This window comes from Tenacibaculum caenipelagi, from assembly GCF_004363005.1.
GTDB lineage: Bacteria > Bacteroidota > Bacteroidia > Flavobacteriales > Flavobacteriaceae > Polaribacter > Polaribacter caenipelagi.
In genome coordinates this window covers 331,796-353,933 of the sequence record NZ_SNYH01000003.1, presented here as the reverse complement: position 1 = coordinate 353,933, position 22,138 = coordinate 331,796, and the positions used below count along the sequence as shown (strand labels likewise).

The 22,138-nt window shown below is 31.6% G+C and carries 21 protein-coding genes; 3 read left to right on the top strand and 18 right to left on the bottom strand.

Annotation, left to right across the window (positions count from 1 at the left end):
- Positions 1-50: 50 nt before the first annotated feature.
- The 12 genes from DFQ07_RS08210 to DFQ07_RS08155 all read right to left on the bottom strand — a co-directional run bounded on the left by DFQ07_RS08210 (position 51) and on the right by DFQ07_RS08155 (position 11,615).
- Positions 51-611: a hypothetical protein gene (locus tag DFQ07_RS08210; RefSeq protein ID WP_133535810.1), complete on the bottom strand. Its 561-nt coding sequence runs from the start codon at positions 609-611 to the stop codon at positions 51-53.
- A 160-nt stretch (positions 612-771) separates the two neighbouring features.
- Positions 772-1,983, bottom strand: coding sequence for a winged helix-turn-helix domain-containing protein (locus DFQ07_RS08205; protein WP_133535809.1), 1,212 nt, complete (start codon positions 1,981-1,983; stop codon positions 772-774).
- Complete coding sequence (locus DFQ07_RS08200) at positions 1,983-2,420, bottom strand: GyrI-like domain-containing protein (RefSeq protein ID WP_133535808.1); 438 nt, start codon at positions 2,418-2,420, stop codon at positions 1,983-1,985. The genes DFQ07_RS08205 and DFQ07_RS08200 overlap by 1 nt, the downstream gene beginning before the upstream one ends.
- 89 nt (positions 2,421-2,509) lie before the next feature.
- Positions 2,510-3,241, bottom strand: coding sequence for an acetolactate decarboxylase (locus DFQ07_RS08195; RefSeq protein WP_133535807.1), 732 nt, complete (start codon positions 3,239-3,241; stop codon positions 2,510-2,512).
- Between the two features lie 168 nt (positions 3,242-3,409).
- Positions 3,410-3,910, bottom strand: coding sequence for a GNAT family N-acetyltransferase (locus DFQ07_RS08190; RefSeq protein ID WP_133535806.1), 501 nt, complete (start codon positions 3,908-3,910; stop codon positions 3,410-3,412).
- 163 nt (positions 3,911-4,073) lie between these two features.
- Complete coding sequence (locus tag DFQ07_RS08185) at positions 4,074-5,711, bottom strand: serine hydrolase domain-containing protein (protein WP_133535805.1); 1,638 nt, start codon at positions 5,709-5,711, stop codon at positions 4,074-4,076.
- A gap of 122 nt (positions 5,712-5,833) precedes the next feature.
- Positions 5,834-6,820 (bottom strand): helix-turn-helix domain-containing protein, encoded by a 987-nt coding sequence (locus DFQ07_RS08180; protein WP_208107683.1) that lies wholly within the window; start codon positions 6,818-6,820, stop codon positions 5,834-5,836.
- 182 nt (positions 6,821-7,002) lie between these two features.
- On the bottom strand, positions 7,003-7,422 hold the full coding sequence (locus DFQ07_RS08175; protein ID WP_133535803.1) for a hypothetical protein: 420 nt from the start codon (positions 7,420-7,422) through the stop codon (positions 7,003-7,005).
- 211 nt (positions 7,423-7,633) lie between these two features.
- Entirely contained in the window at positions 7,634-8,413 is a 780-nt protein-coding gene (locus tag DFQ07_RS08170; RefSeq protein ID WP_133535802.1) for a hypothetical protein, read from the bottom strand.
- Positions 8,414-8,576: 163 nt separating this feature from the next.
- The gene (locus DFQ07_RS08160; protein WP_133535801.1) at positions 8,577-8,891 is read right to left on the bottom strand and encodes a hypothetical protein; all 315 of its coding nucleotides are present in this window, start codon (positions 8,889-8,891) and stop codon (positions 8,577-8,579) included.
- 149 nt (positions 8,892-9,040) lie between these two features.
- Positions 9,041-9,217 (bottom strand): hypothetical protein, encoded by a 177-nt coding sequence (locus tag DFQ07_RS15575; RefSeq protein WP_166627755.1) that lies wholly within the window; start codon positions 9,215-9,217, stop codon positions 9,041-9,043.
- 187 nt (positions 9,218-9,404) lie between these two features.
- Positions 9,405-11,615: an endonuclease MutS2 gene (locus tag DFQ07_RS08155; protein ID WP_133535800.1), complete on the bottom strand. Its 2,211-nt coding sequence runs from the start codon at positions 11,613-11,615 to the stop codon at positions 9,405-9,407.
- Positions 11,616-11,652: 37 nt separating this feature from the next.
- Here DFQ07_RS08155 and DFQ07_RS08150 point away from each other — a divergent pair, with 37 nt between their 5' ends.
- A complete protein-coding gene (locus DFQ07_RS08150; RefSeq protein WP_133535799.1) occupies positions 11,653-12,318 on the top strand; it encodes a uracil-DNA glycosylase in 666 nt (221 codons plus the stop codon).
- Here DFQ07_RS08150 and DFQ07_RS08145 read toward each other — a convergent pair.
- Both DFQ07_RS08145 and DFQ07_RS08140 read right to left on the bottom strand, forming a co-directional pair.
- Positions 12,305-13,321 (bottom strand): glycosyltransferase family protein, encoded by a 1,017-nt coding sequence (locus tag DFQ07_RS08145; protein ID WP_133535798.1) that lies wholly within the window; start codon positions 13,319-13,321, stop codon positions 12,305-12,307. The genes DFQ07_RS08150 and DFQ07_RS08145 overlap by 14 nt on opposite strands.
- Positions 13,322-13,414: 93 nt before the next feature.
- Entirely contained in the window at positions 13,415-14,287 is an 873-nt protein-coding gene (locus DFQ07_RS08140) for a UDP-2,3-diacylglucosamine diphosphatase (RefSeq protein ID WP_133535797.1), read from the bottom strand.
- A gap of 261 nt (positions 14,288-14,548) precedes the next feature.
- On the opposite strand from DFQ07_RS08140, the gene DFQ07_RS08135 reads away from it, so the two are divergent.
- Positions 14,549-15,640: a DUF2911 domain-containing protein gene (locus tag DFQ07_RS08135; protein ID WP_133535796.1), complete on the top strand. Its 1,092-nt coding sequence runs from the start codon at positions 14,549-14,551 to the stop codon at positions 15,638-15,640.
- A gap of 63 nt (positions 15,641-15,703) precedes the next feature.
- Here DFQ07_RS08135 and secA read toward each other — a convergent pair whose 3' ends face one another.
- From secA to DFQ07_RS08115, 4 genes are all read right to left on the bottom strand, one after another.
- On the bottom strand, positions 15,704-19,054 hold the full coding sequence (gene secA, locus DFQ07_RS08130; RefSeq protein ID WP_133535795.1) for a preprotein translocase subunit SecA: 3,351 nt from the start codon (positions 19,052-19,054) through the stop codon (positions 15,704-15,706).
- A 127-nt stretch (positions 19,055-19,181) separates the two neighbouring features.
- The gene (locus DFQ07_RS08125; protein ID WP_047789198.1) at positions 19,182-19,403 is read right to left on the bottom strand and encodes a DUF2795 domain-containing protein; all 222 of its coding nucleotides are present in this window, start codon (positions 19,401-19,403) and stop codon (positions 19,182-19,184) included.
- A gap of 99 nt (positions 19,404-19,502) precedes the next feature.
- On the bottom strand, positions 19,503-20,075 hold the full coding sequence (locus tag DFQ07_RS08120; protein WP_133535794.1) for a cob(I)yrinic acid a,c-diamide adenosyltransferase: 573 nt from the start codon (positions 20,073-20,075) through the stop codon (positions 19,503-19,505).
- Between the two features lie 25 nt (positions 20,076-20,100).
- Positions 20,101-20,505 carry an acyl-CoA thioesterase gene (locus DFQ07_RS08115; protein ID WP_133535793.1) on the bottom strand — a complete coding sequence of 135 codons (405 nt, stop codon included), beginning with the start codon at positions 20,503-20,505 and terminating at the stop codon, positions 20,101-20,103.
- A gap of 174 nt (positions 20,506-20,679) precedes the next feature.
- On the opposite strand from DFQ07_RS08115, the gene dnaA reads away from it, so the two are divergent.
- Positions 20,680-22,104: a chromosomal replication initiator protein DnaA gene (gene dnaA / locus DFQ07_RS08110; protein ID WP_133535792.1), complete on the top strand. Its 1,425-nt coding sequence runs from the start codon at positions 20,680-20,682 to the stop codon at positions 22,102-22,104.
- Positions 22,105-22,138: the final 34 nt, after the last annotated feature.

Sequence of the window (22,138 nt, the reverse complement as noted above, 5' to 3'; positions counted from 1 at the left end):
TTACAGCTAAACAATTATGTATAATCGTTAGTTATCAGTTTAAATATATTTTAGTTTTTGGTTACAATTCTCCCACAAATAATTTTATAGCCGTTTATTTTATAAATCAAGTCTCGTTTTTCTAATTCAAATCCAGTTCGTACTACACCATTAACACCTTTATTAGAAATTGCAACTGTATAAAAAAGGTATGAGTTTTTTGGGGGAATGATTGTTGTTAATTCGGATGGTTTATTTATGTTTTCGTTTAAAACTGAATTTATATCCAAACCATAATTGAACAAGACATCTTTTTCAATCGCCATTTTTTCCTTTGGTAAAAACAAATTGAATATTGTATTAAGAGAAGAGGGAATTGTGAATGAATCATGTGGGAAATGTATTTCTAATTTTAAATTAGAAGCTGTTTCATTACTGATACGAGTCCAAAATATTACATATACATATTCTTTTTCACTATAAGGATCTGTATATTTTTGTCCTCCTTTTGGATAACTATTTTGTATTCTTATGCCATTATTTAAGGAGTCATTGTATTTAAAATCAGTATGAAACTTTTGCCCCATTACTGCAAGAGAAAATAATAATGTAAAAGAAATTAAAGGTTTCATTAGTGAATCTTTTTAGAGGTTTTAACATAATGGTTATAAGGTAAACTAACTATCATTTTTGATTTAGAACCAGTTTTAGCAATTCCGAATGGATTTGGACGTAGTCGAATCCGCCATAACTGTGGTTATATATTGTTAGGGTACGCATTACTTATAGCCTTTATTTTTCGTTTTTTTTTATTGCCTTTTTTAATGTTGCAGTTAGTTTTGATGGACTTACTTTAGTTAGCTTTAAGGATTCACAACCGTTAAAAGTTGTGAACTGTCTTAGTGATTTCATAAGAGGCTCCAACCATAACTCTAAATCGATGTTTTGATTTTCGATGTGTAAGTGTATAATTTCAAGTAATTTTTCCTTTCGGTGCGCTTTGCAGTCCACTCTACCTATAAATATATCGCCAAATAAGATAGGTAAACAAAAATAACCGTATTGCCTTTTCTCTTTGGGTATATAACATTCAATGCGATAATCAAAATCAAAAAATTGTTTAAGTCGGTCGCGGTGAATAATCGAGTTGTCAAACGGTGATAAAAGTCTAATGCTTAAATCATCTTTTTTGACTTTCTTTTCCATTAAATTACTTTGAATAAAAACAGAGGGAAGGCCATCGATGTCGATTTTTAGTATTGAACCTTCTTCGAGCATTGAATTTAAAACTTCGTTTACGTTTTTTCTTATTGAATTTCCTGTCTTAAGATGTGTGATTTGTTTTACTGTTGTAAATCCATAAGCTCTTAAATAAGTAGTTACTAAATATTTGGCAAACTCAAGGTTGTTTGGAATAGTAGTGTCAATATTTTCGGGTAAAACCTTTTCAGTAATATTATATGTTTTTTGCATTCCATTGCGTTCAGAAATCATTAAATCTCCTTGTAAAAAGAGTCGTTCCAATGCAATTTTCGTAGGCTTCCAATTCCACCAACTTCCTGGTTTTTTAGTTTCGTTCTCAAAGTCTCTTGCTTTTTTCGGTCCTTCTGCACGAATTGTGTCCATTACATATTGCATTACTTTTGGGTCAGCATTGTAATAGTGCGATTTGTTGTGTTTGACTTCTAACATCTGTGGTAACACAAAACGAAAATCTTTCATTGGAAGGTATGAAGCAGCGTGAAACCAATATTCAAATATTGTACGTTCTTTTACCAATTCATTTAAATATTTCGTTTTATAATCAGGGATTCTTGTCCAAAGAGTGTGATGATGCGCACGTTCAACAATTGATAATGTGTCTATCTGTAAATATCCTAGATGTTCCAAGGCTTTTAGTACCGCTTTTTTCCCTTTTCCGAATGGCGATGCTTGTAACAGCCCTTGGCTTTGTAATGTTATTTTTTGTAACTGTCCTATTGTCAATTCTATTGGTCTTTGCACTATTCGGAAATTGAAATATAGGTTTCTACTTCAGCATTATTTTCTTCATAATACTTTTTCCCGTGAACAGTTACATCAGCACGGTAAGCCCTTTTTAGTTGTGTGTTTTGCCATATTTCAGTCCAAGTTTTTAGTATCGCTTCTGGCATTTTTCCTTTCGAAATGTATTTTTCATTTTTACCAACTGAAATTTTTCGTCCAACAAAACCGTCAGGAATGCTGTTCAATGTAGTTACTGGAAAGCCAATTATTAAAGTATATTTTCCTGTATAATCACTTTCATAGTCTGTATATACAGCGTAGATTTCATCACTTTCTTTATTTGGTATTTTGTCAGCTATATTTTCTCCCCAAAACTTGCCCCACAGAGTTTCAATATTTGTCATGGATTCGTTTGTCGTTTCAGTTGAAATGCCTATAATTTTAAAATTGTCCATATTTTTTCATTTGTTTTTTTATGCAGAATGTTGGTTCAAGCTGAGGCACAGACTCTAGCAATTTATTATAACGTTGTTGTGTGTGGTTTTTATTTTTTTGGTAAATATAATTTCATTTTTCCAATTTTTAACTCGTCTAAATGTCCCATCTTACTCTCATCTTTAGTTATTAAATGCATATGTAAAAATGAGTCGTGGTGTGTAAAAACACCTTTATGTTCTGTTGAGAAAAATCCAATTATTTTGGATTCTTTATTTTCAATATCGTAGTTTGTTTGTCCTTGATGAGCTTCATCAGGTGAAGATACTTTCGTTCCTTCGGGCAAGTTCTGAATATGAATAATGGCATTTGAAACTTGTCCGATTAGTTTGAAGACAAAAGGTCTTTTAAAATCAGTTGTTTTCTCATTAATAAATTTTTCCAATTCATGAATTGTCTTGACGTTTGAAGGCAATTCAATTTCATTCCATTCCGTTACGTTTCCGTAAACAAAGAATGGTGCTGAAGTTTTAAATGTTTTTTTAACGTTCATTGTCGTGTCAGAAGTCACTTTTGACACATAGCTTTTTCCATTGTTAATGAGCAATTCACCTGTTAAATAACTCACAGGACCTAGTCCATAAAGTCCATTTTTATCCGAAATTGTGTCAAGGTTAATGGCGGCATCTAACTCTCCTTTCCTCATTACGTTTTTCATAGCACCGACAATTTTAATGTCAGGATAGGTTTCTGTTTTATTCGTGTTCTTTTCTTTCAGAGTCGAATTGCAACTAATCAGTCCAAGTGACAGGAGTCCGAATACAAATGGTTTAATGTTCATTTTTAATATTCTCGTTTTTACAAATTACCGCCAACGGTCTAGTATAACTGGCAGTTACAGGTTAAATTAGTAATTATTTTTGGTTTAGCAGTAGACTTAACAATTCCAGATAATTCGGATGTAGTTGACCCCACTTTAATTGCGGTTATACATTGTTACAGGGTGTTTTTATTTGTCAAGTTTGTAAATAAATTCTTCAATTTCTGTTTGTCGTGCATTGGCAAAGCCTTTATCTGAACCGATTTTAATGAAACCACATTTTTCCAAAACTTTCTGTGAGCCAAAATTATCAAAGGCAACACGCCCAAAGATAGGTCTGTTGGTTTCAATTGTAAGAAATTTTTTTAGTGCTTTTGTAGCAATGCCTTGTCCCCAAAATTTTCTATCAATCCAATAAGTAATTTCGTTATCACCTTCCATAACAAACTTAGCAATACTCCCTACAATCGTATTATAAAGAATGATGGTTTGGTTGTTTACCGTTGGATTACCCAATAGCTTTGTATGTTTGTTAATATATGCAGCTTTATCTGTTGGGTCTTGAGGCATAAATGCAGCCAAATATCCACCTTCTTTGTCAAGCTGAAATTGAAACAAGCTATCTAGGTCTGAAATTTTTGTAGGTCTGAGTTGTATGTGAAGTTTATTGTTTGCCATATCTGGATTCATTGTTCATTCGAGTTAGTCTTAATTGCTCTATAATAGTTTGGTATGAGTGTAGTAGTGATTTTAATAAGTATAATTTTCAGCAGGAAGATATTAATTTTAAGAGAAAAATAGTTCAAATTTGCTCTTAAACTGTTATTGTTTTTATACAATGTTGGTAGGAATATTATTTTTCAAAGATAATATTCCTAAAGTTTTGTCCTGATAGTTTAAATCCTTTGACTAGCTTATTTGGATCATAGATAAAATCTAACTTCCCAATTTTTGATGAAAAAAAACTTTTCAAGGTAAGAGGATTCAAAGTTATATTCTCTCCAAAGGTACGCTTTAAAGTAAGTTTATTGTCCTTAACAGTTAATTCATAAACTATTCTGTGTTCTTTATTCTTGTAGATTCCTGTAAAATTATTTAAGTATATCTTATCCATATTAGGTTGTTCTATACTTGTTCTAAAACACTCATAAGTAAAATCAGCAATACAAAAATCAAACTTATTGTCATAGAAAATAAATTTTGAATGATTGATATATGGGAATTCAAAAGAACTTCCATTCATGTAAGGTAGTGGGTTTAAGTTTTTTGTTCCAAATTCTTGAAAATATAAGGTGTCATTTTTTGCAACAATATTGAAGTAAACTCCGGGTTGAAGTTCATAAGTTCCCACATATTTCTTCAACTGTTTATTGTGAAGTTTTAATTTTGTTAGAGTTTTTGTTTTTATATAATCACTCAAAAGAATGTCTATTGTTTCATATACTACATCAAGAGCCGAAAAGTCATTTGTATTTGCTAATACTATTATAGATAACTTATGTTTGGGTATATGTAATATATAAGAACGGTATCCAACATCACCTCCACCATGAAACACAATTTCAAGCCCTTTATAAGTTCCAAATTGTAATCCAAGACCATAATTTATTTTTTTACCTGAACTTAAATAGGTTGGTTGCTCCATTTTATTATAGAATTCTCTGCTACCTATTATTGGGGCTTGATAATTTTTTGCCCATAAGCACAAATCATTAATTGTAGTATTAATTCCTGATGAACCAATAGCTGAAAGTTTTAAAAGATAATTTTCATATTTGTTATTTGTTAAACGATATGAGTAAGCTTTGTTTTTAACTACTGTATTTTTATCATCAACCGCTTCAGAATGGTACATGCCAAGAGGTAAAAATATCCTTTCTTTCAATTGTTCTTTAAACGGTTTTTTACCCACACGTTCTATAATTTCGGCTAGCAGTGCATAACCTGTATTATTATACTCGTATTTATCTCCTACATTAAAATTTGTATGTTTAATCTTCAGTAGCATTTGTATAATCTGTTGATGAGACATTATTTTTCGCCCTTTCAAACTGGCTAATTCATGTAAATTAGGCAATCCATGTGTATGATTTGTTAAATTTTTTATACTAATATTATTATCTAAATGTTTAAATTCTGGTAAATAGGTTTTAATATCATCCTCAAAAGAAAGTTTGCCTTCTTGCTCTAAAAGAAGTGCTAAATATGTGGTGAACTGTTTAGACACTGAAGCAATGTGAAATGCTGTAGAGTCAGTTATTGGAATACCATATTCTATATTAGCTAAACCTTTGGTGTTTTTGTAAATAATTTCTCCATTTTTAATTATAGCAAAAGCTGCTCCTGTTTTGTTATTTTGATAAAAAGAGTTAAATAAAGAATCAACCGTAGTATAAGACTGATCTTCTATTGTATTAGTTTGAGCAAAACTAATTTGAGATAGGCCAATTAGAATTAGCAACGAGAAAATGATGAAAACTTTATGATTCATTTTAATATGTTTTTGTTCTAGACAAAAGTGAAATATCTTGCTTAATAAAGAGTACGGGTATAGGAAATCGGACTATTTTATATCAAAAAAAGGGTTCGATTTAAAGTCGGACACTTATTTTTCTATGATTTCCTATATGCAGTTGGGGTTTGGGAAGTTTGCTTTTTAAACGCAGTGTAAAAAGATGATTTTGAATTAAAACCTACCTTATATAATATTTCTAGAACGGTTAAATCGGGGTTTTCCTTCAATAGCACTTTGGCATCGTTTATTCGAAATTCGTTGATATAATCAAAAAAGTGTTTCCCTATTTGTTGGTTGATAAGTTGGGAAAGTTGTTTTTCGGAAAGGTTGATAAGCAATGCTAACTTTTGTAGGTTAAGTTCAGAGTCTAAGTATGGTTTTTGATAAACCATATAACTTGAAAGTTGCTTTAAGGTTTGTTCGACTTCAATATCTATTTTTTTTATGGCTTTAAGAGGAGTTAAATTTTTGTCAATACCTAAAAATAAATTGGGACTATACAATGCTTTTAAAACAAACCAACAAATAACAAATAAAGCAAAAAAACTTATTAATAAGTTCAAGCTATTTAGTAAAATGTTATTTTTTCCATATGAAATAAAATTCCTAAATAACACAAAACTACTTCCAATTAAAAATAAAACAGTGATTTGGAATAGCCATTTATAGATACTATAATGATTGGCTGAATAATTTTCTTGGTATAACTTTTTGAAATGATTTAAAGTAATTAATACGGCAATTATATAACAGTAATACTGTAGTTTAGTAATTATTTGATAAAATAAATAGCTTTTGTCAGAAATAGAAGTAGCTATAAATAGTATAAATATGATTAAAAATAGAAGTAGATGTAGTAAATGTTTTGTTTCTAGTTTAAAATTAAAATAACAGACAGATTGTACATACAAATAGTACAACGGCATTTGAAGTAAAACCGAAGCTATTTTTAAACTATTTAAAGTTGTGTTTTGAATCGACAAAAACATTCCTAAAAAGTCAAAAGCAGTGACTAAAAGAAAGGCTGCAAATAAAGAGTTTGATAGTTTTTTTGTTGAAGTTACAGTAATCAGGAAGATTGACATTAATATCATTAAAAAAACGATGATTTTTCCAATGTCATTGATAAGTTCAGTAATGTCCAAGTTAGATTAGCATTTTATAGGTGTCTGTTATTGTTGCCAAACGGTCTTGTATAACCGACCGTTGCGGCTAATTTAGCAATTCTGAGTGAATTAGACTAGGTTTGATCTACTCGGAATTGTGGTTATATATTGTTGTGTAGCGTTTTTAGCGTTAGTTTAAATTCACACGCGATTATTTCAATCACATCGTCATAAGTGTGAAAAATAAAATGCTCGTGAGAATCTTTTACTTTAATATCTCCGTCGTATAAGTTTTTGAATTCAGAAATTCTTTCAGAGTCAATTACCTTTTCAAAACTTGAAATATAATTTTTGTCATTATAAAAGTCAACTTCAGTCATCTTAAATTCAAGAATTCCTTTAAAACTTATTTCATATGGAATGTATTTATCCTTTTCGTTGTTGACATTTTCACATAAAGAACCATTAAATTCTCCAATCAGTTTGACAGAATGGGTTTCGTCAAATTCAATTTTGTCTAAAAAGATTGCATCTCTTCCGTAAATAAGTCCTAATTCCTCAATTATTATCGGCTCGTTCATATTTGGTCAAATGGTACACGGTTTGTGTATGAAACGTAGCGTGTAAAAAGACGCTAATTTTTCGGATTAACACAGAGCCGAATTTTTATATTTTATTTTTAACTTTTCTATTTAAAAGCCAAATCTAAAAATTTGGCGGACTTTGCAAATAAGTACGAACTTTTCAGTTTAGCACTTATTAGCTATGTTTTATACACTGTGTTAACAGTTGTTATTTTTTATTCGGATTTTTTAAATCTCTATCTGTTTCTCGGAAAAAGCTAATGAAATCAATCGTGTTATTCATTTTCTTCTTAACGCTTTCGGGCATATTTGTCAATTCAGTTTTAGATGCGTATGTGAATAATCCTTTTATACTTTGTGCTGTATTCCTAAAAGAAACATCATTATGGTCTCCTTTTATTGGTCTAAATACGTGTTCATAATTTTCTCCATTTTTGTAGGGTACTTTATACATACAAATTTTTTGGTCATATATTAAATCATTAATTAGACTGTCACTTACTTTTTCAATTGCTAATTCGTCAAGTATGCAACCAGCATATTCAATATTGTCAGATTTTATATAAGCATCTACAAGTCCTTTGCCAATCAAAGAATAATTATAAAAATCTATTCCATTGTCATTTTTTATAGTACTTGGATTAAAATCAATTTCTCCATAAGTTAAGCAACCACGTAAAGGAAAAGTAGCTTGTAAACTCCTCCAATAAAATGAGTAACATACTTCTACTAATTCTTTAAAATCTTCTTCACTATCAGTATTAGTCCAGAAAATAATGCTGTCAGAAACGTGTAAACAATTTACCTTTTGATTTTTTAAATCAGGGACAATCATTCCAGAATTTATTTTAATATACTTTTCTCCACTTATGGCTGTTTGCGAGTCTCTTAATAAGTGATTAAAAAGACGTTTAGCTTCGGTTAAATCATTATTATATATGAATTCTTTAAATCCAAGAACGTCAAAAAAGGCAATAAATGTTTTCATTCTATATTGTTTTTTCTAATAACTGCTAACGTTTACGTATATGAAAAGTTGCGGTTTTTTGTTCGAGGATTTTCCGAAGGAAAATCAGAAGCTAGCAAAAAAGCAACTAACTTTGGTTTAGCTAAAACTAGCAATTTTTTATATACGGTGTTGCCATTAGTTTTTATTCCATTAATTTTTTGATGTAAGAACTCAATAGTTGAATGACCTTATTTCGTTCTTCAAAAATCCCTTTCAAATTAGATATAGTAGATTTTCTGTATTCATCTAATAGATTTACAATATCATCGTTATAATTAGGATTAGATTCTTTACTTAGGTCAAGAGAAATTAAATTGTCATTAGCTTGTTCGAATTGATGCTGATATTTTAATGTCCTTGTTGTAAGTTCTCTTCTTTGTTTATAAAATTCCCGTTCGTCAATAAATAATTCAATTTCCCCTTCTTTAAGATTATAAGAGTGTTTTGCCTCATACATCCTTTCTATATTCTTTTTATTTTCTTCCTTGAAATTTCCAAATCCTTTAAGATTTGCACTAGTTATTGTTCTTTCCCAATTATTATATGACGCAAAATAATCGATTATATATTGTCTTTTTAAAGAAGAGTAGTCAATTATATTATTTGTTAGAATATTACTTTACTTTCAACCCCTTGAACAAGAGATGTGATTTCCTCAATATCCTCTTTTGTTGCTTGATTTTTTCCTTTTTCATCTGCGTAGCTTGGTAAGAATTTCTTGAAGATTAAATAGAGAACAAAAAAGATGGCTAATGCTGATAAATTAATAAGAAGTTCTTTCAAAACGTAATTTTTTAAATTAATGGCAACTTGTTATAAAAGAACTAAAAGTACTGTTATCCGGGTTTTTAAAGGTGATAAGCGGAGTTTTTAGCAATTTTATTCTTCTTGTTTTGTTATGCAATATAGCTGTATTGCTCGAAGACTCAAAAAAAATAAAAAGTTACTTGACTGTTTTTTAAAATGGCTATTATTTTTTCTTAGCTCGTTCGACCAATTCTAATTGTTCAATTTTAGCTTCTGTAGTAAATAAACCGTAATTGATAAATGCTTTTTTCTTTTCTACTTTATCAATAGTTCCTACGGCATTTCCATCTGCTAAGCGAACACGATCTCCTACTTTAAAGACATAAGCTGCCTTTTCTTTGGCAATTTTTTCGGCCTCTTTTTTCTTTTCTTCACGTACTTTCACTACTTTTTGTAGCACTTCTTTTTCTACTTTTTGAATAGCTTCTTGTTGTTTTTGAGTTTCAACTTTTTCTTGCTGTTTTTCTACTTTGGTTTTCTTTTTAGGCGGATTCTTTTTTAAATGTTTTGTTTTTTCGGCAGTCACCCATTTAAAAAAGTTGGTTGACAATTCTTTCTTATTATTGGTTTGAAAATATTTATTCAGCAACTCATTTATCTTTCTACCTAAAGAAAGCATGCGCTGGTTGTTATCATACAGTTCTTGAAAACCTTCTAGTTTTTCACGTATTCTCAATTCTTTTTCTTGCAGATTTTCAATATGCTCTTGTCCTTTCGATTTTTGCTTATCTAAACTTTCAGAGGTTTTTTGTAAGCGGTTTCTTTCTTTTTGTAGTTTAGAAATCGTTTTATCTAATCGAATTTTTTCAGTTTCAACACGTTTTTTTGCTCGATTAATTAAGCTGTACGGAATTCCATTTTTTTGTGCTACTTCAAAGGTAAAAGAACTTCCTGCTTGTCCGATATATAGTTTATACAAGGGTTCTAAAGAACGCTCATCAAACTGCATGTTGGCATTGGTAACATTGTCTAATTCATCAGCTAGTACTTTTAAGTTCGCATAATGCGTGGTAATGATTCCAAAAGCTTTTTTCTCATAAAACTCTTCTAAGAAAATTTCAGCTAAAGCACCTCCTAATTCTGGATCAGAACCTGTACCAAACTCATCAATTAAAAACAGGGTATTGTCGTCACATTTTTTCAAAAAATAACGCATGTTTTTCAATCGGTAGCTATAGGTACTTAATTGATTTTCGATAGATTGATTATCTCCAATATCGGTTAAAATCGTATTGAAAAGTGTTGTTTCACTACGCTCATGAACAGGAATTAACAATCCACTTTGTAGCATAAGTTGTAATAAGCCAATAGTTTTTAGAGTGATGCTTTTTCCTCCGGCATTGGGTCCTGAAATTACAATGATTTGTTGTTGTTCATTTAGTTGAAGCGTTTGTGGTATCGTTTCAATATTCTTGGCCTTGTTTTTTTGCCATAAAATAGGATGGAAAGCATCTTTTAAAAAGATCTTTTTTTCTTTGGTAATTTTAGGGAGCAATCCGTTAATGCTTTTTGCATACTTAGCTTTGGCACCCACCACATCTAAATGTGTTAAAAATGTAACATACTCGGTTAAAAGTGGAGTATAAGGGCGTATTTCAGTAGCTAAAGCTCTTAATATACGTACCACTTCTTGTTTTTCTTCATACAGCAGGTTTTGTAACTCTCTACTATAAGCTAACGTAGCTTGCGGAGCGATATATACAATATTTCCTGATTTTGATGATCCTAATAAACTCCCTTTAACTTTGCGACGGTGCATTGCCAAAACAGCTAATACGCGTTGATTATCGATAACTGTTTCTTTAATGTCATCTAAATATCCGCTAGCAATATTTTTACTCAAAGCACGAGAAAAACTTTCAGAAATTTTACCTCTAACAGCTCCGATATCCTTTCGTATTTGTTTTAAAGTAGGAGAGGCGTTATCGGCAACTTCTCCATAAGGAGTGATAATTTTTTTAATGTTATCTACAATAACAGTAGTGAATTCCACCTCTTCACTAAGTGTGTATAGGGTAGAATAATAGGTTTCAAATTTTTTTAGAAACTTTTTTTGCTCATTTACAGTTTCTGAAACCGATGAAACTTTTAAAAATCCATCAGTTTCTAAAAAGCTATTTTCAATAGCGAGTCTTTTAATTTCTTCAGAAATATCTTCAAAATAATGATTCGGAATTCTGTTTTCGTTTTCAAAAGAGGCTAGATACTCGTTAACCATATTCAACTCAAAAAATAATTTTTTCTTGTTTGAAATAGGGTGAATTTGTAGGGTTTTCTCTTTTCCTAAATTAGAGATACAGTGTGTAGCAACTTGTTCTAAAACCGTTGTAAACTCTAAATCTTGAAGCGTTTTTTCTGTAATGTTTTTAGTCAAAATAGTATATTTGAAACCACGACAAAAATAACAAACAATGCAAGTAAAAATTAATGATAGCTGGAAAAATATTTTACAATCAGAATTTGAGAAACCATATTTTGAAAATCTTACCAGCTTTGTTAAAAATGAATATACTAAATATACTTGTTATCCTAAAGAGATAGAAATTTTTGCTGCGTTTGATTTTTGTGCTTTAGATGACTTAAAAGTGGTGATTTTAGGACAAGACCCTTATCATGGAGTAGGGCAGGCAAACGGATTGTGTTTTTCGGTATATGATGGCATTACACATCCGCCATCGCTAATCAATATTTTTAAGGAAATAGAAAAAGATGTAAATATTCCGTACCCCAAAAGTGGTGATTTGTCACGTTGGGCAAAACAAGGAGTGTTACTGTTAAATGCTACCTTAACGGTTAGAGCCGGAGAAGCTGGAAGTCATCAAAAACAAGGATGGGAGCAATTTACCGATGCTGTGATTCAAAAAATATCTGAAGAAAAAAAAGACGTGGTGTTTTTACTTTGGGGTGGTTTTGCTAAGAAAAAAGTAAAACTTATAGATAAAAAGAAGCATCATATTTTAACTTCAGGACATCCATCACCGTTAAGTGCCAACCGTGGTTATTGGTTTGAGAACAAACATTTTTCTAAAACCAACGATTTTTTGCAAAGTATATGTTCAGCAACTATTCAATGGTAATTTCAGGAAGAACCGTTTTGTTGTAGTATGGTAAAATAATTGCATCTAACATATCTTCGGTAACATCAGGATAGTGAACTTCAACTATTTTGTTAGAGTGTATCCATTTTTCAATTTTAGGAAGCTGTTTTTTGCTTAATTTTTTTACAACAGGAACTCCCATTTCTTTTAATGTAATAGCATTGCATTGTTGTTCGTATTGATTTCTCATAGGGATAACTAATAGCTTTTTACGTAGGTATAAAGCCTCTGTAGGTGTTGCGAAACCTGCGCCACAAATAATACCTTTAGAAGAAGCAATACTACGTATAAAAGCGTTGTCGTTAATTGGAAGGATGGTGATGTTATGAAAAAACTGATGTTCTTTACTTTTCTTAGAAAAAACCTGCCATTTTATACCTTTTATTTTTGAAAGCATTTTTATAATTTTCTCATCGCTATACGACGGTAAGTATACCGTATAATGCCCTTTATTGGTAATATTTCTGTAACGAATTTCTTTGCGAATAATAGGTAAGAAAGTAGAAGATGAGTGTGTTTTAAAATGAAATCCAAATTTGTTTTTTGCTGGAGCGTAGTATTTTATAATTAATCGTTCTAGCCTAAATTTTTTATAAGAGGAATTGTTCTCGTTTAATAAAGCATTTTGATTACTTAAAGAAATAATCGGGACATTTTTAAAAAGACACGCCCAAGCCGAAATAGGCTCAAAGTCGTTGATTACTAAATCGTAATCTTTTACGGGAAGTGTTTTAATTTCTTGATATACTTTTTTAAGGTCGAAGCTTTTTAAAGAGCTAATTAAATCGATACCTCCCTTTTTTCCAAATACAAATCCAAGTCCGTGTAATTTATACTTTATTTCAAAAGGAAGTGTTATTTCGTATTGAGATCCACTAACAAGTATGTCAACTTCACCACGTCTTTGCAAATGTGGAATAATTTCCAACGCTCTACTTGCATGCCCGTTTCCAGTTCCTTGAAAAGCGTATAGTATTTTCATCTGTTTATTTTTTAATTGTTTGTTTTCAGTTGTTTAACAATGTTGATAGGTGTTGACTATTTTTTAATTAAATGCCTATTATGGGCTTCATAACTATTGGGTTTTAATATTAAACTCTTTGAGTAATTCAGTAAAAAGTTCGCTGTTATTATGTTCAGAACTCACAAGTTCTAAATCTTTTACAGTATAATCTAAGTGGATATTTTGAGCCACTTCATCCTTTTCATATTCGTATAAAGACCACGTTTTATTTTTATATTCTAAAGCAGTTAAATTTTCAATCCAGTCGCCAGAATTTAAGTAAATTGTGCTTCCTGCATCTGTATTGATTGTTTTCATTTCTGGTTGATGAATATGACCACAAACAACATAATCGTAGCCTTCATCAATTGCAATTTCAGCAGCTGTAGTCTCGAAATTATTTATGAATTTAATAGCGCTTTTTACGCTGTTTTTAATTTTTTTAGAGAACGATAATCTGCCATACCCAAGCTTGTGACTAATCCAGTTAACAGTGGTGTTAATTAAGATTAAAAAATCATAGCCCAGACCTCCTAATTTAGCAAGCCATTTTGAATGTTGCATTGTTATATCAAAGACATCTCCATGAAAAAACCATCCTTTTTTACCGTCTATATCTAAGACTATTTTGTTTACAATTTCAAAGCTTCCTAAACGAAATCCTTTAAATCGTCTAAGCATTTCATCATGATTTCCCGTGATGTAATATACTTTGGTACCTGAGGTTATAAAATTCATCAATTGCTTGATGACCTTCATGTGAGGTTTAGGGAAATAACGCTTGTTGAATTGCCAAATATCAATAATGTCTCCGTTTAAAATTAAAATTTTTGGATTGATGGTTTTTAGGTAATTGTGGAGTTCGGTAGCTCTACAACCAAAAGTCCCTAAATGAACGTCTGATATTACTACAATGTCTAGTTTACGCCTTTTGTTTTTTTGCATTCTAAAATATTCTTCGATATTTTTCAAAGTTATTTTTTGAATGTTTTTAAAAAGTAAATTAAATATGAAGTATTGGTAATGAGTACTTTAATTTAAAGTACAGTGAAGGTTATGTAGAAGTAAATTGGTTTTAGTGTTATGTGTTAAAAAACAGTTAATTAAATTTTCTAGAAATTATACTTTAACGTATTACTAACAGAAGGATTCTTTATTTGTTTTTAAATTGAGAAGCAAAAGAGTTTAACTAAACCAAAATTAAAGATGAAATCAAACAAATTTACAGGAATTTTTGTGTGCTTTTTAATGCTGTTAAGTGTTGACATGCATGCACAATTGAACTTGCCTAGAGGAAGCCAACAGGCAACTGTTTCTCAACGTATAGGGATAACAGATATTTATATTAAGTATTCTCGCCCAAGTGTTAGAAATAGAGAAGTATGGGGAAAGTTAGTTCCGTATGGAATGAACGATTTAAGATTTGGAACAGCAAAAGAATCGCCATGGCGTGCAGGAGCCAATGAGAATACAATTGTAAAGTTTACTGATGATGTGTCTATTGAAGGAAAACCATTAAAAGCAGGTAAATATGGATTGCATATGGTTATAAGCGAGGATAATACAGCAACAATAATTTTCTCTAAAAACTACACAGCTTGGGGGAGTTTTTTTTATAATCCAAAGGAAGATGCTTTGAGGGTTAATGTAAAAGCAAAAACAATCCCTTTTGTAGAGCAGCTTACTTTTGATTTTACAAATGTTGATGCAACTTCAGCCATAGCTTCTTTAAAATGGGAAAAGAAACAGATACCTTTTAAGATCGAAGTTGATGTTACGAAGGTTGTTTTAGAAGATATCCGCAAGAAACTACAAGATCAGCCTGGGTTTAGTAGGCAAACATGGGAGCAAGCGGCTAATTTCTCTTTAAATAATGGAGGAGATTTAAACGAAGCTCTAGTTTGGATTGATAAAGCGATAGCTGGACAGTTTTTTAGTCAAAAGACATTTAATAACCTGTCTATAAAAGCACAAATATTGAACAAATTAGGAAGGGTAGAAGAGTATGGTAAATTGATGGATGAAGCAGCGTCAATGGCTAATATCAATCAACTAAATAGATTGGGGTATACCATGATAAATGCGAAGGATTATGCACGCGCAATAAAGTATTTGAAAAGAAATGTAGCTAATAATCCTACTAGTGCAAATGCATATGATAGCTTGGGAGAAGCTTATAAGGAAGCAGGGGATAAAAAGAATGCTGTAAAGGCTTTAAAGAAGTCTTTATCATTAAACCCTCCAGCTAATGTAAAAGCTAATTCAGAGAAATTGTTAAGAGAGTTAGGAGAAATGTAGTAACTATTACTCTATCAAAATAAAAAAGCTCGGGTTTACCCGAGCTTTTATATATATTTAGAATTACTTGTTGTGTAACACCCAAGTTCCTTTTTCTAATAAAGGAATGGCTTGTTTGAATTTTACTTCTTTTTCCTCACCGGTCATTACGTTTTTAATAGTAACTTTTTCGTTACGACCAATTTTTGGTTGTTCACGTACAACAGTTTCTACTATTTGTTGCTCCTGAGTTTGTTGGTTACGAGCATTACTTATAGCTTGCTGTGTTGAGTTTTGAACTTCGTCTTTACGTAAGTCTAATTGTTCACGTTTTTGTTCGCGAGCTTCTGATACTTGCGAAGCTTCCTGACTTGGTAGTTGCCCTTTGAATAAGAATGATAATACTTCTTTGTTAATCTTATCAATTGTTTCTTGGAACAATTCGAAAGCTTCAAACTTGTATACTAACAACGGGTCTTTTTGTTCATACGTAGCATTTTGAACGGTTTGTTTTAATTCATCCATTTTACGTAAGTGATCTTTCCAGTTTTCATCAATAATCGCTAAGGTAATGTTCTTTTCAAAATCGTTTATTAATGATTTACCTTCACTTTCGTAAGCTTCTTTTAAGTTGGTAACTACTTGTAAAGTTTTAGTACCATCTGTAAAAGGAACTACAATACGCTCGTAACGATCACCTTCATTTTCAAAAACATTTTTAATTACAGGAAATGCATTTTCAGCATTTCTACCAGCATCTTCTTTGTAGTGTTCTGTTACTATTTGGTATAATTTATCTGTTAATTCTTGCTCTGTTGCTTTATTGAATTCTTCTTCAGAAAAAGGAGAAGTCATTGAAGAGAAACGAATTAACTCAAACTCGAAGTTTTGGAAATCTTTAGCTTCTTTGTTTTGTCTTACAATTGAATCGCACGTGTCATAAATCATATTTGCAATATCAATTTGTAAGCGTTTTCCGTCTAAAGCATGTCGACGACGTTTGTATACAAACTCACGTTGAGCGTTCATAATATCATCGTATTCTAATAAACGTTTACGAATACCAAAGTTATTTTCTTCTACTTTCTTTTGTGCTCTTTCAATAGATTTAGAAATCATAGAATGCTGAATTACTTCACCTTCTTTTAATCCCATTCTATCCATCATTTTAGCGATTCTTTCTGAACCGAATAAACGCATTAGGTTATCATCTAAGGCTACATAGAATTGAGAAGATCCTACGTCTCCCTGACGTCCTGCACGACCACGTAACTGACGGTCTACACGACGAGAATCATGACGTTCTGTACCAATAATAGCTAAACCACCTGCAGCTTTAACTTCGTCAGATAATTTAATATCGGTACCACGACCAGCCATATTTGTCGCAATAGTAACGACTCCTGGTTTACCTGCTTCAGCAACTACATCTGCTTCTTTTTTGTGTAGTTTAGCATTTAAGATATTGTGAGGAATCTTACGCATTTGTAACATTCTTCCTAATAATTCAGAGATTTCAACCGAAGTAGTACCTACTAAAACAGGTCTTCCTTCTCCTACTAACTTCACAATATCATCAATTACTGCGTTGTATTTTTCACGAGTAGTTTTATATACTAAATCTTGCTTATCGTCTCTTTGAATTGGTTTGTTTGTTGGGATTTCAACAACATCTAATTTATAGATTTCCCAGAACTCACCTGATTCAGTAATTGCCGTACCTGTCATACCTGATAGTTTGCGGTACATTCTAAAGTAATTCTGTAAAGTAACAGTAGCAAAAGTTTGTGTTGCATCTTCAATCTTTACATTTTCTTTCGCTTCGATTGCTTGGTGTAATCCGTCAGAGTAACGACGACCGTCCATAATACGACCTGTTTGCTCATCTACAATCATTACTTTGTTATCCATAACCACATACTCCACATCTTTTTCAAAAACAGTGTATGCTTTTAAAAGTTGGTTCATGGTATGAATACGCTCACTCTTTATGCTAAACTCACGGTATAATTCTTCTTTTTGGTTAGCTTTATCTTCAGGAGTAGCATCACTCTTATCTATTTGCCCTACTTTAACACTAATGTCTGGTAATACGAAGAATGTTTCATTTTTCGTGATATCAGAAAGGTGTGCAATCCCTTTATCGGTTAAATCAATTTGATTATTTTTTTCTTCAATAGTAAACCATAATTCGGCATCAACTTCTGGCATTAACTTGTTGTTGTCTTGCATGTAGAAGTTTTCTGTCTTTTGAAGAATTTGTTTAACTCCTTCTTGAGATAGAAATTTAATTAATGCTTTATTTTTTGGTAAACCTCTATAAACTCTTAATAATAAAAATCCTCCTTCTTTAGTATCTCCTTCTTTAATTAAGCGTTTAGCTTCTGCTAAAACACCCACTAAATATTTATTTTGAAGTGAAACTAAATCGGCTACTAAAGGTTTTAATTCGTTAAATTCATGGTGATCTCCTTGCGGTACAGGACCAGAAATAATTAACGGAGTACGTGCGTCATCAATTAAAACAGAATCCACCTCATCAATAATGGCATAGTTTGGCGCACGCTGCACTAAATCTTTTTTAGAATTTGCCATGTTATCACGTAAGTAGTCAAAACCAAATTCGTTGTTGGTTCCGTAAGTGATATCGGCATTATAAGCAGCTCTACGAGCTTCAGAATTTGGTTGGTGATAATCGATACAATCGGTACTTAATCCGTGGAACTCAAAAATTGGAGCCATCCACGCACGGTCACGTTTTGCTAAGTAGTCATTTACGGTTACTACATGCACTCCATTTCCAGTCAATGCATTTAAGTATACAGGCAGGGTAGAAACCAAAGTTTTACCTTCACCTGTCATCATTTCTGCAATTTTACCTTGGTGCAATACAGATCCACCAATTAACTGTACATCGTAATGTACCATATCCCAAGTAACAGGTTTTCCTGCTGCATCCCACGAATTTGCCCAGTAAGCTTTGTCATCTTCTAAGGTAATATGTTCTCTAGTTGCCGATAATTCTCTGTCGAACGGAGTTGCTGTTACTTCTAGCTCAGTATTGTTGGTGAAACGTTTAGCAGTTTCTTTTACTACAGCAAAAGCCTCAGGCATGATGTCTAATAAAACAGCTTCAGAAGCTTCGTAAGCTTCGTCTTTTAATTGATCAATTTCAGTATAAATATCTTCTTGACGATCAATGTCTGCTATTTTTGCTTCTTCTTCAAGTTCAGCTATTTTATCAATAAAAGATTTGGTAGCATCATTAATTTTCGATTTAAATTCGATTGTTTTTGCTCGTAGCTCATCATGAGATAAATTACTTAATGAATTCTCAAAAGCTCGTACTTTTTCAACGATAGGTTGTAGAGATTTTAGGTCCTTTTGTTGTTTGTCACCAACAAATAGTTTTATAATCGAATTTAAAACGCTCATTTGTAAAATATTGTTTTATAGCTAATTAAATGTCTTTAATTGGCATGTTTTATGTTTGTTATTTGAGTGCTTAAAAGTAAGCAAAAAAAAAGCCTCTATGAAAGAGACTTTTTATGGTTGTATTTTATTAGTATTCATCTTCATTCCAAAGATAATCTTCTTCTGTAGGGTAATCTGGCCAGATTTCAATAATAGAATCGTACGCCTCACCTTCATCTTCTATATCTTGTAAGTTTTCAACCACTTCTAACGGTGCCCCAGTACGAATTGCATAATCAATTAATTCGTCTTTAGTTGCAGGCCAAGGTGCATCTGCTAAATAAGATGCTAATTCAAGTGTCCAATACATTTCTTTATCTGTTTAGTAAGATTTTCCGCAAAAATAATTTTTTTTTGTAAAAAGTCAAGTTTTTTTTAAAAAATGTGAATCAATAATTAAAGAACTTTGTTAAAGCTTTTCAGGAATCCATTTAATTTCTTCAGCCTGTAAGTCTTGGGTCAACTTTCGTGCCAACACAAAAAGGTAGTCAGAAAGTCTGTTTAAATACATTAAAACGGTATTGTGAATAGGTTCTTCTTCATTTAATGCGACAGATAAACGCTCAGCTCTACGGCATACACAGCGGGCGATATGACAAAATGACACGGTTTGATGTCCGCCGGGTAACACAAAGTGCGTCATTTGAGGTAAGCTGTTGTTCATCAGGTCAATTTCATCTTCTAAAAATTGAATGGAACTGTTGTTAATTTTAGGAATATTTAACCGTTCTTTACCACTTTTTAGGACTTCTTTTTCAGGTGGAGTAGCTAACATAGCGCCTAAAGTAAACAAGTCACTTTGAATTTTTGTCAATATTTTTTTTAATGAGCTATCTAAATTTTGATCTCTAATTAATCCGATATAAGAATTAAGCTCATCTACGGTTCCATAACTCTCAATCCGCAAGTGATATTTTGGTACTCGAGTACCTCCAAATAGTGAAGTAGTACCTTTGTCTCCTGTTTTGGTATATATTTTCATGTAGTTATTTGTTTAAGCAATTTGGCTATTTTGTGATTGTTAATTTATCTAAAATATAATCAGGGCAACGCATTGGTTTTTTAGTTCTATTGTTAATAAAAGCAAGTACAGTATTGCCTGTGCATATTAATTCGTTGTTTTGATTGTTAATCTCATAGTCAAATTCAATTTTTACTGAAGGTGACTTTTTAAGAATAGTAGTAATGGTTAGTTCATCGTCATATAAGGCTGATTTTTTAAAGTTACAAGATAAAGAAATAACAGGCAGTATGATTCCTGTTTTTTCCATATATTTGTAAGTAACGCCCATAGAACGTAGCCATTCGGTACGACCTATTTCAAAAAACTGTGCGTAGTTTCCATGGTAGACTACTCCCATTTGATCAGTTTCAGCATACCGAACTCGTATGGATGTGTGATGTTTTTGCAAGATTTTTTTAAAATTTAAGTTGCATTAACGATACGCAAAAAAAAAATAAAAGTCAATAGCAATTTGATTTTTTTATGCTAAATTTTATTCACACTTTTGTTCGCTCAGACATTAATGTTTGTGTCCCCTAAACTTGAATAGAAAAATAACAACTAAATTGTTTTTTACCGAAATATGACTAAAACAGCCGATTCAGTTTGGACGGAATGCTTGTCTTTTATCAAAGATAATATTAAACCCCAAGCGTACAAAACTTGGTTTGAGCCAATAAGACCCATTAAATTGGCAGGCGAAGCTTTGACGGTACAGGTACCTAGTAAATTTTTTTATGAGTGGTTGGAAGAGCATTATATCAAGCTATTAAGAGTTGCTTTAATGCGAGAGTTGGGGAATGATGCGAAGTTAATTTATGATGTGCGTATGGAAAATACGTACAGTAGTAACAGTCCGCAGACAGTTAAAATTCCAAGTTCTAACCGTAATCCGTTAAAACCTCAAAAAGTAACCATTCCTCTAGAGTCAAAACGAGAGTTAAAAAACCCGTTTATTATTCCAGGGTTACAGAAGGTGAAAATTGAATCGCAATTAAACCCAAATTATAATTTTGTAAACTTTGTTGAAGGTGATTCAAATAGATTAGCACGATCTGCTGGTATGGCTGTGGCTAATAAACCAGGAGGAACATCGTTTAATCCTTTGTTAATTTATGGAGGTGTAGGTTTAGGAAAAACGCATTTGGCGCATGCTATAGGAGTTGAAATTAAAGACAAATATCCTGATAAAACTGTTTTATATATTTCTTCGGAAAAATTTACACAGCAGTTTATTGATTCGGTAAAATCTAATACCAGAAATGATTTTATTCATTTTTATCAAATGATTGATGTGTTGATTATTGATGATGTGCAATTTTTATCTGGTAAAGCAGGAACACAAGATGTATTCTTTCATATATTCAACCATTTGCATCAAAACGGAAAGCAGGTTATTTTAACTTCTGATAAGGCACCTGTTGATATGCAAGATATTGAACAGCGTTTATTATCTCGTTTTAAATGGGGATTATCAGCTGAATTACAAGCTCCTGATTACGAAACAAGGATTTCTATACTACAAAACAAACTGTATAGAGATGGGGTAGAAATGCCTGAAGATATTGTAGAGTACATCGCAAAAAATATTAAGTCTAATGTTCGTGAATTAGAAGGAGTGATTATATCAATGATTGCACAAGCTTCTTTTAATAGAAAAGAGTTTACAATTGAATTAGCAAAACAAATTGTAGATAAATTTGTTAAAAATACCAAGAAAGAACTTTCGGTTGATTATATTCAAAAAGTAGTATCAAAATACTTTGATATGGATGTAGCAACCTTACAGTCAAAAACTCGTAAACGACATATTGTACAAGCGCGTCAGTTAGCAATGTATTTTGCAAAGCGGATGACAAAATCATCACTAGCAAGTATTGGTAGTCAAATAGGAAAACGAGATCATGCCACTGTGTTGCACGCATGTAAAACGGTTGATAATTTGACAGAAACTGATAAGCAGTTTAAAAAATATGTTGAAGATTTAACGAAGAAACTAACGCTTTAAACAAATAGCCTCACAACGTGAGGTTTTTTTATTT

Excerpts from the sequence above, each read along its gene's own strand:
- DFQ07_RS08185 (WP_133535805.1), bottom strand. The coding sequence starts at position 5,711 with ATGAATCATAAAGTTTTCATCATTTTCTCGTTGCTAATTCTAATTGGC.
- dnaA (WP_133535792.1), top strand. The coding sequence starts at position 20,680 with ATGACTAAAACAGCCGATTCAGTTTGGACGGAATGCTTGTCTTTTATC.
- DFQ07_RS08160 (WP_133535801.1), bottom strand. The coding sequence starts at position 8,891 with ATGTATGAGGCAAAACACTCTTATAATCTTAAAGAAGGGGAAATTGAA.
- DFQ07_RS08200 (WP_133535808.1), bottom strand. The coding sequence starts at position 2,420 with ATGGACAATTTTAAAATTATAGGCATTTCAACTGAAACGACAAACGAA.
- DFQ07_RS08135 (WP_133535796.1), top strand. The coding sequence starts at position 14,549 with ATGAAATCAAACAAATTTACAGGAATTTTTGTGTGCTTTTTAATGCTG.
- DFQ07_RS08195 (WP_133535807.1), bottom strand. The coding sequence starts at position 3,241 with ATGAACATTAAACCATTTGTATTCGGACTCCTGTCACTTGGACTGATT.
- DFQ07_RS08125 (WP_047789198.1), bottom strand. The coding sequence starts at position 19,403 with ATGTATTGGACACTTGAATTAGCATCTTATTTAGCAGATGCACCTTGG.
- DFQ07_RS08170 (WP_133535802.1), bottom strand. The coding sequence starts at position 8,413 with ATGAAAACATTTATTGCCTTTTTTGACGTTCTTGGATTTAAAGAATTC.
- DFQ07_RS08210 (WP_133535810.1), bottom strand. The coding sequence starts at position 611 with ATGAAACCTTTAATTTCTTTTACATTATTATTTTCTCTTGCAGTAATG.
- DFQ07_RS08150 (WP_133535799.1), top strand. The coding sequence starts at position 11,653 with ATGCAAGTAAAAATTAATGATAGCTGGAAAAATATTTTACAATCAGAA.
- DFQ07_RS08190 (WP_133535806.1), bottom strand. The coding sequence starts at position 3,910 with ATGAATCCAGATATGGCAAACAATAAACTTCACATACAACTCAGACCT.
- DFQ07_RS08175 (WP_133535803.1), bottom strand. The coding sequence starts at position 7,422 with ATGAACGAGCCGATAATAATTGAGGAATTAGGACTTATTTACGGAAGA.
- DFQ07_RS08180 (WP_208107683.1), bottom strand. The coding sequence starts at position 6,820 with ATGTCAATCTTCCTGATTACTGTAACTTCAACAAAAAAACTATCAAAC.
- DFQ07_RS08145 (WP_133535798.1), bottom strand. The coding sequence starts at position 13,321 with ATGAAAATACTATACGCTTTTCAAGGAACTGGAAACGGGCATGCAAGT.
- secA (WP_133535795.1), bottom strand. The coding sequence starts at position 19,054 with ATGAGCGTTTTAAATTCGATTATAAAACTATTTGTTGGTGACAAACAA.
- DFQ07_RS08120 (WP_133535794.1), bottom strand. The coding sequence starts at position 20,075 with ATGAAAATATATACCAAAACAGGAGACAAAGGTACTACTTCACTATTT.
- DFQ07_RS08140 (WP_133535797.1), bottom strand. The coding sequence starts at position 14,287 with ATGCAAAAAAACAAAAGGCGTAAACTAGACATTGTAGTAATATCAGAC.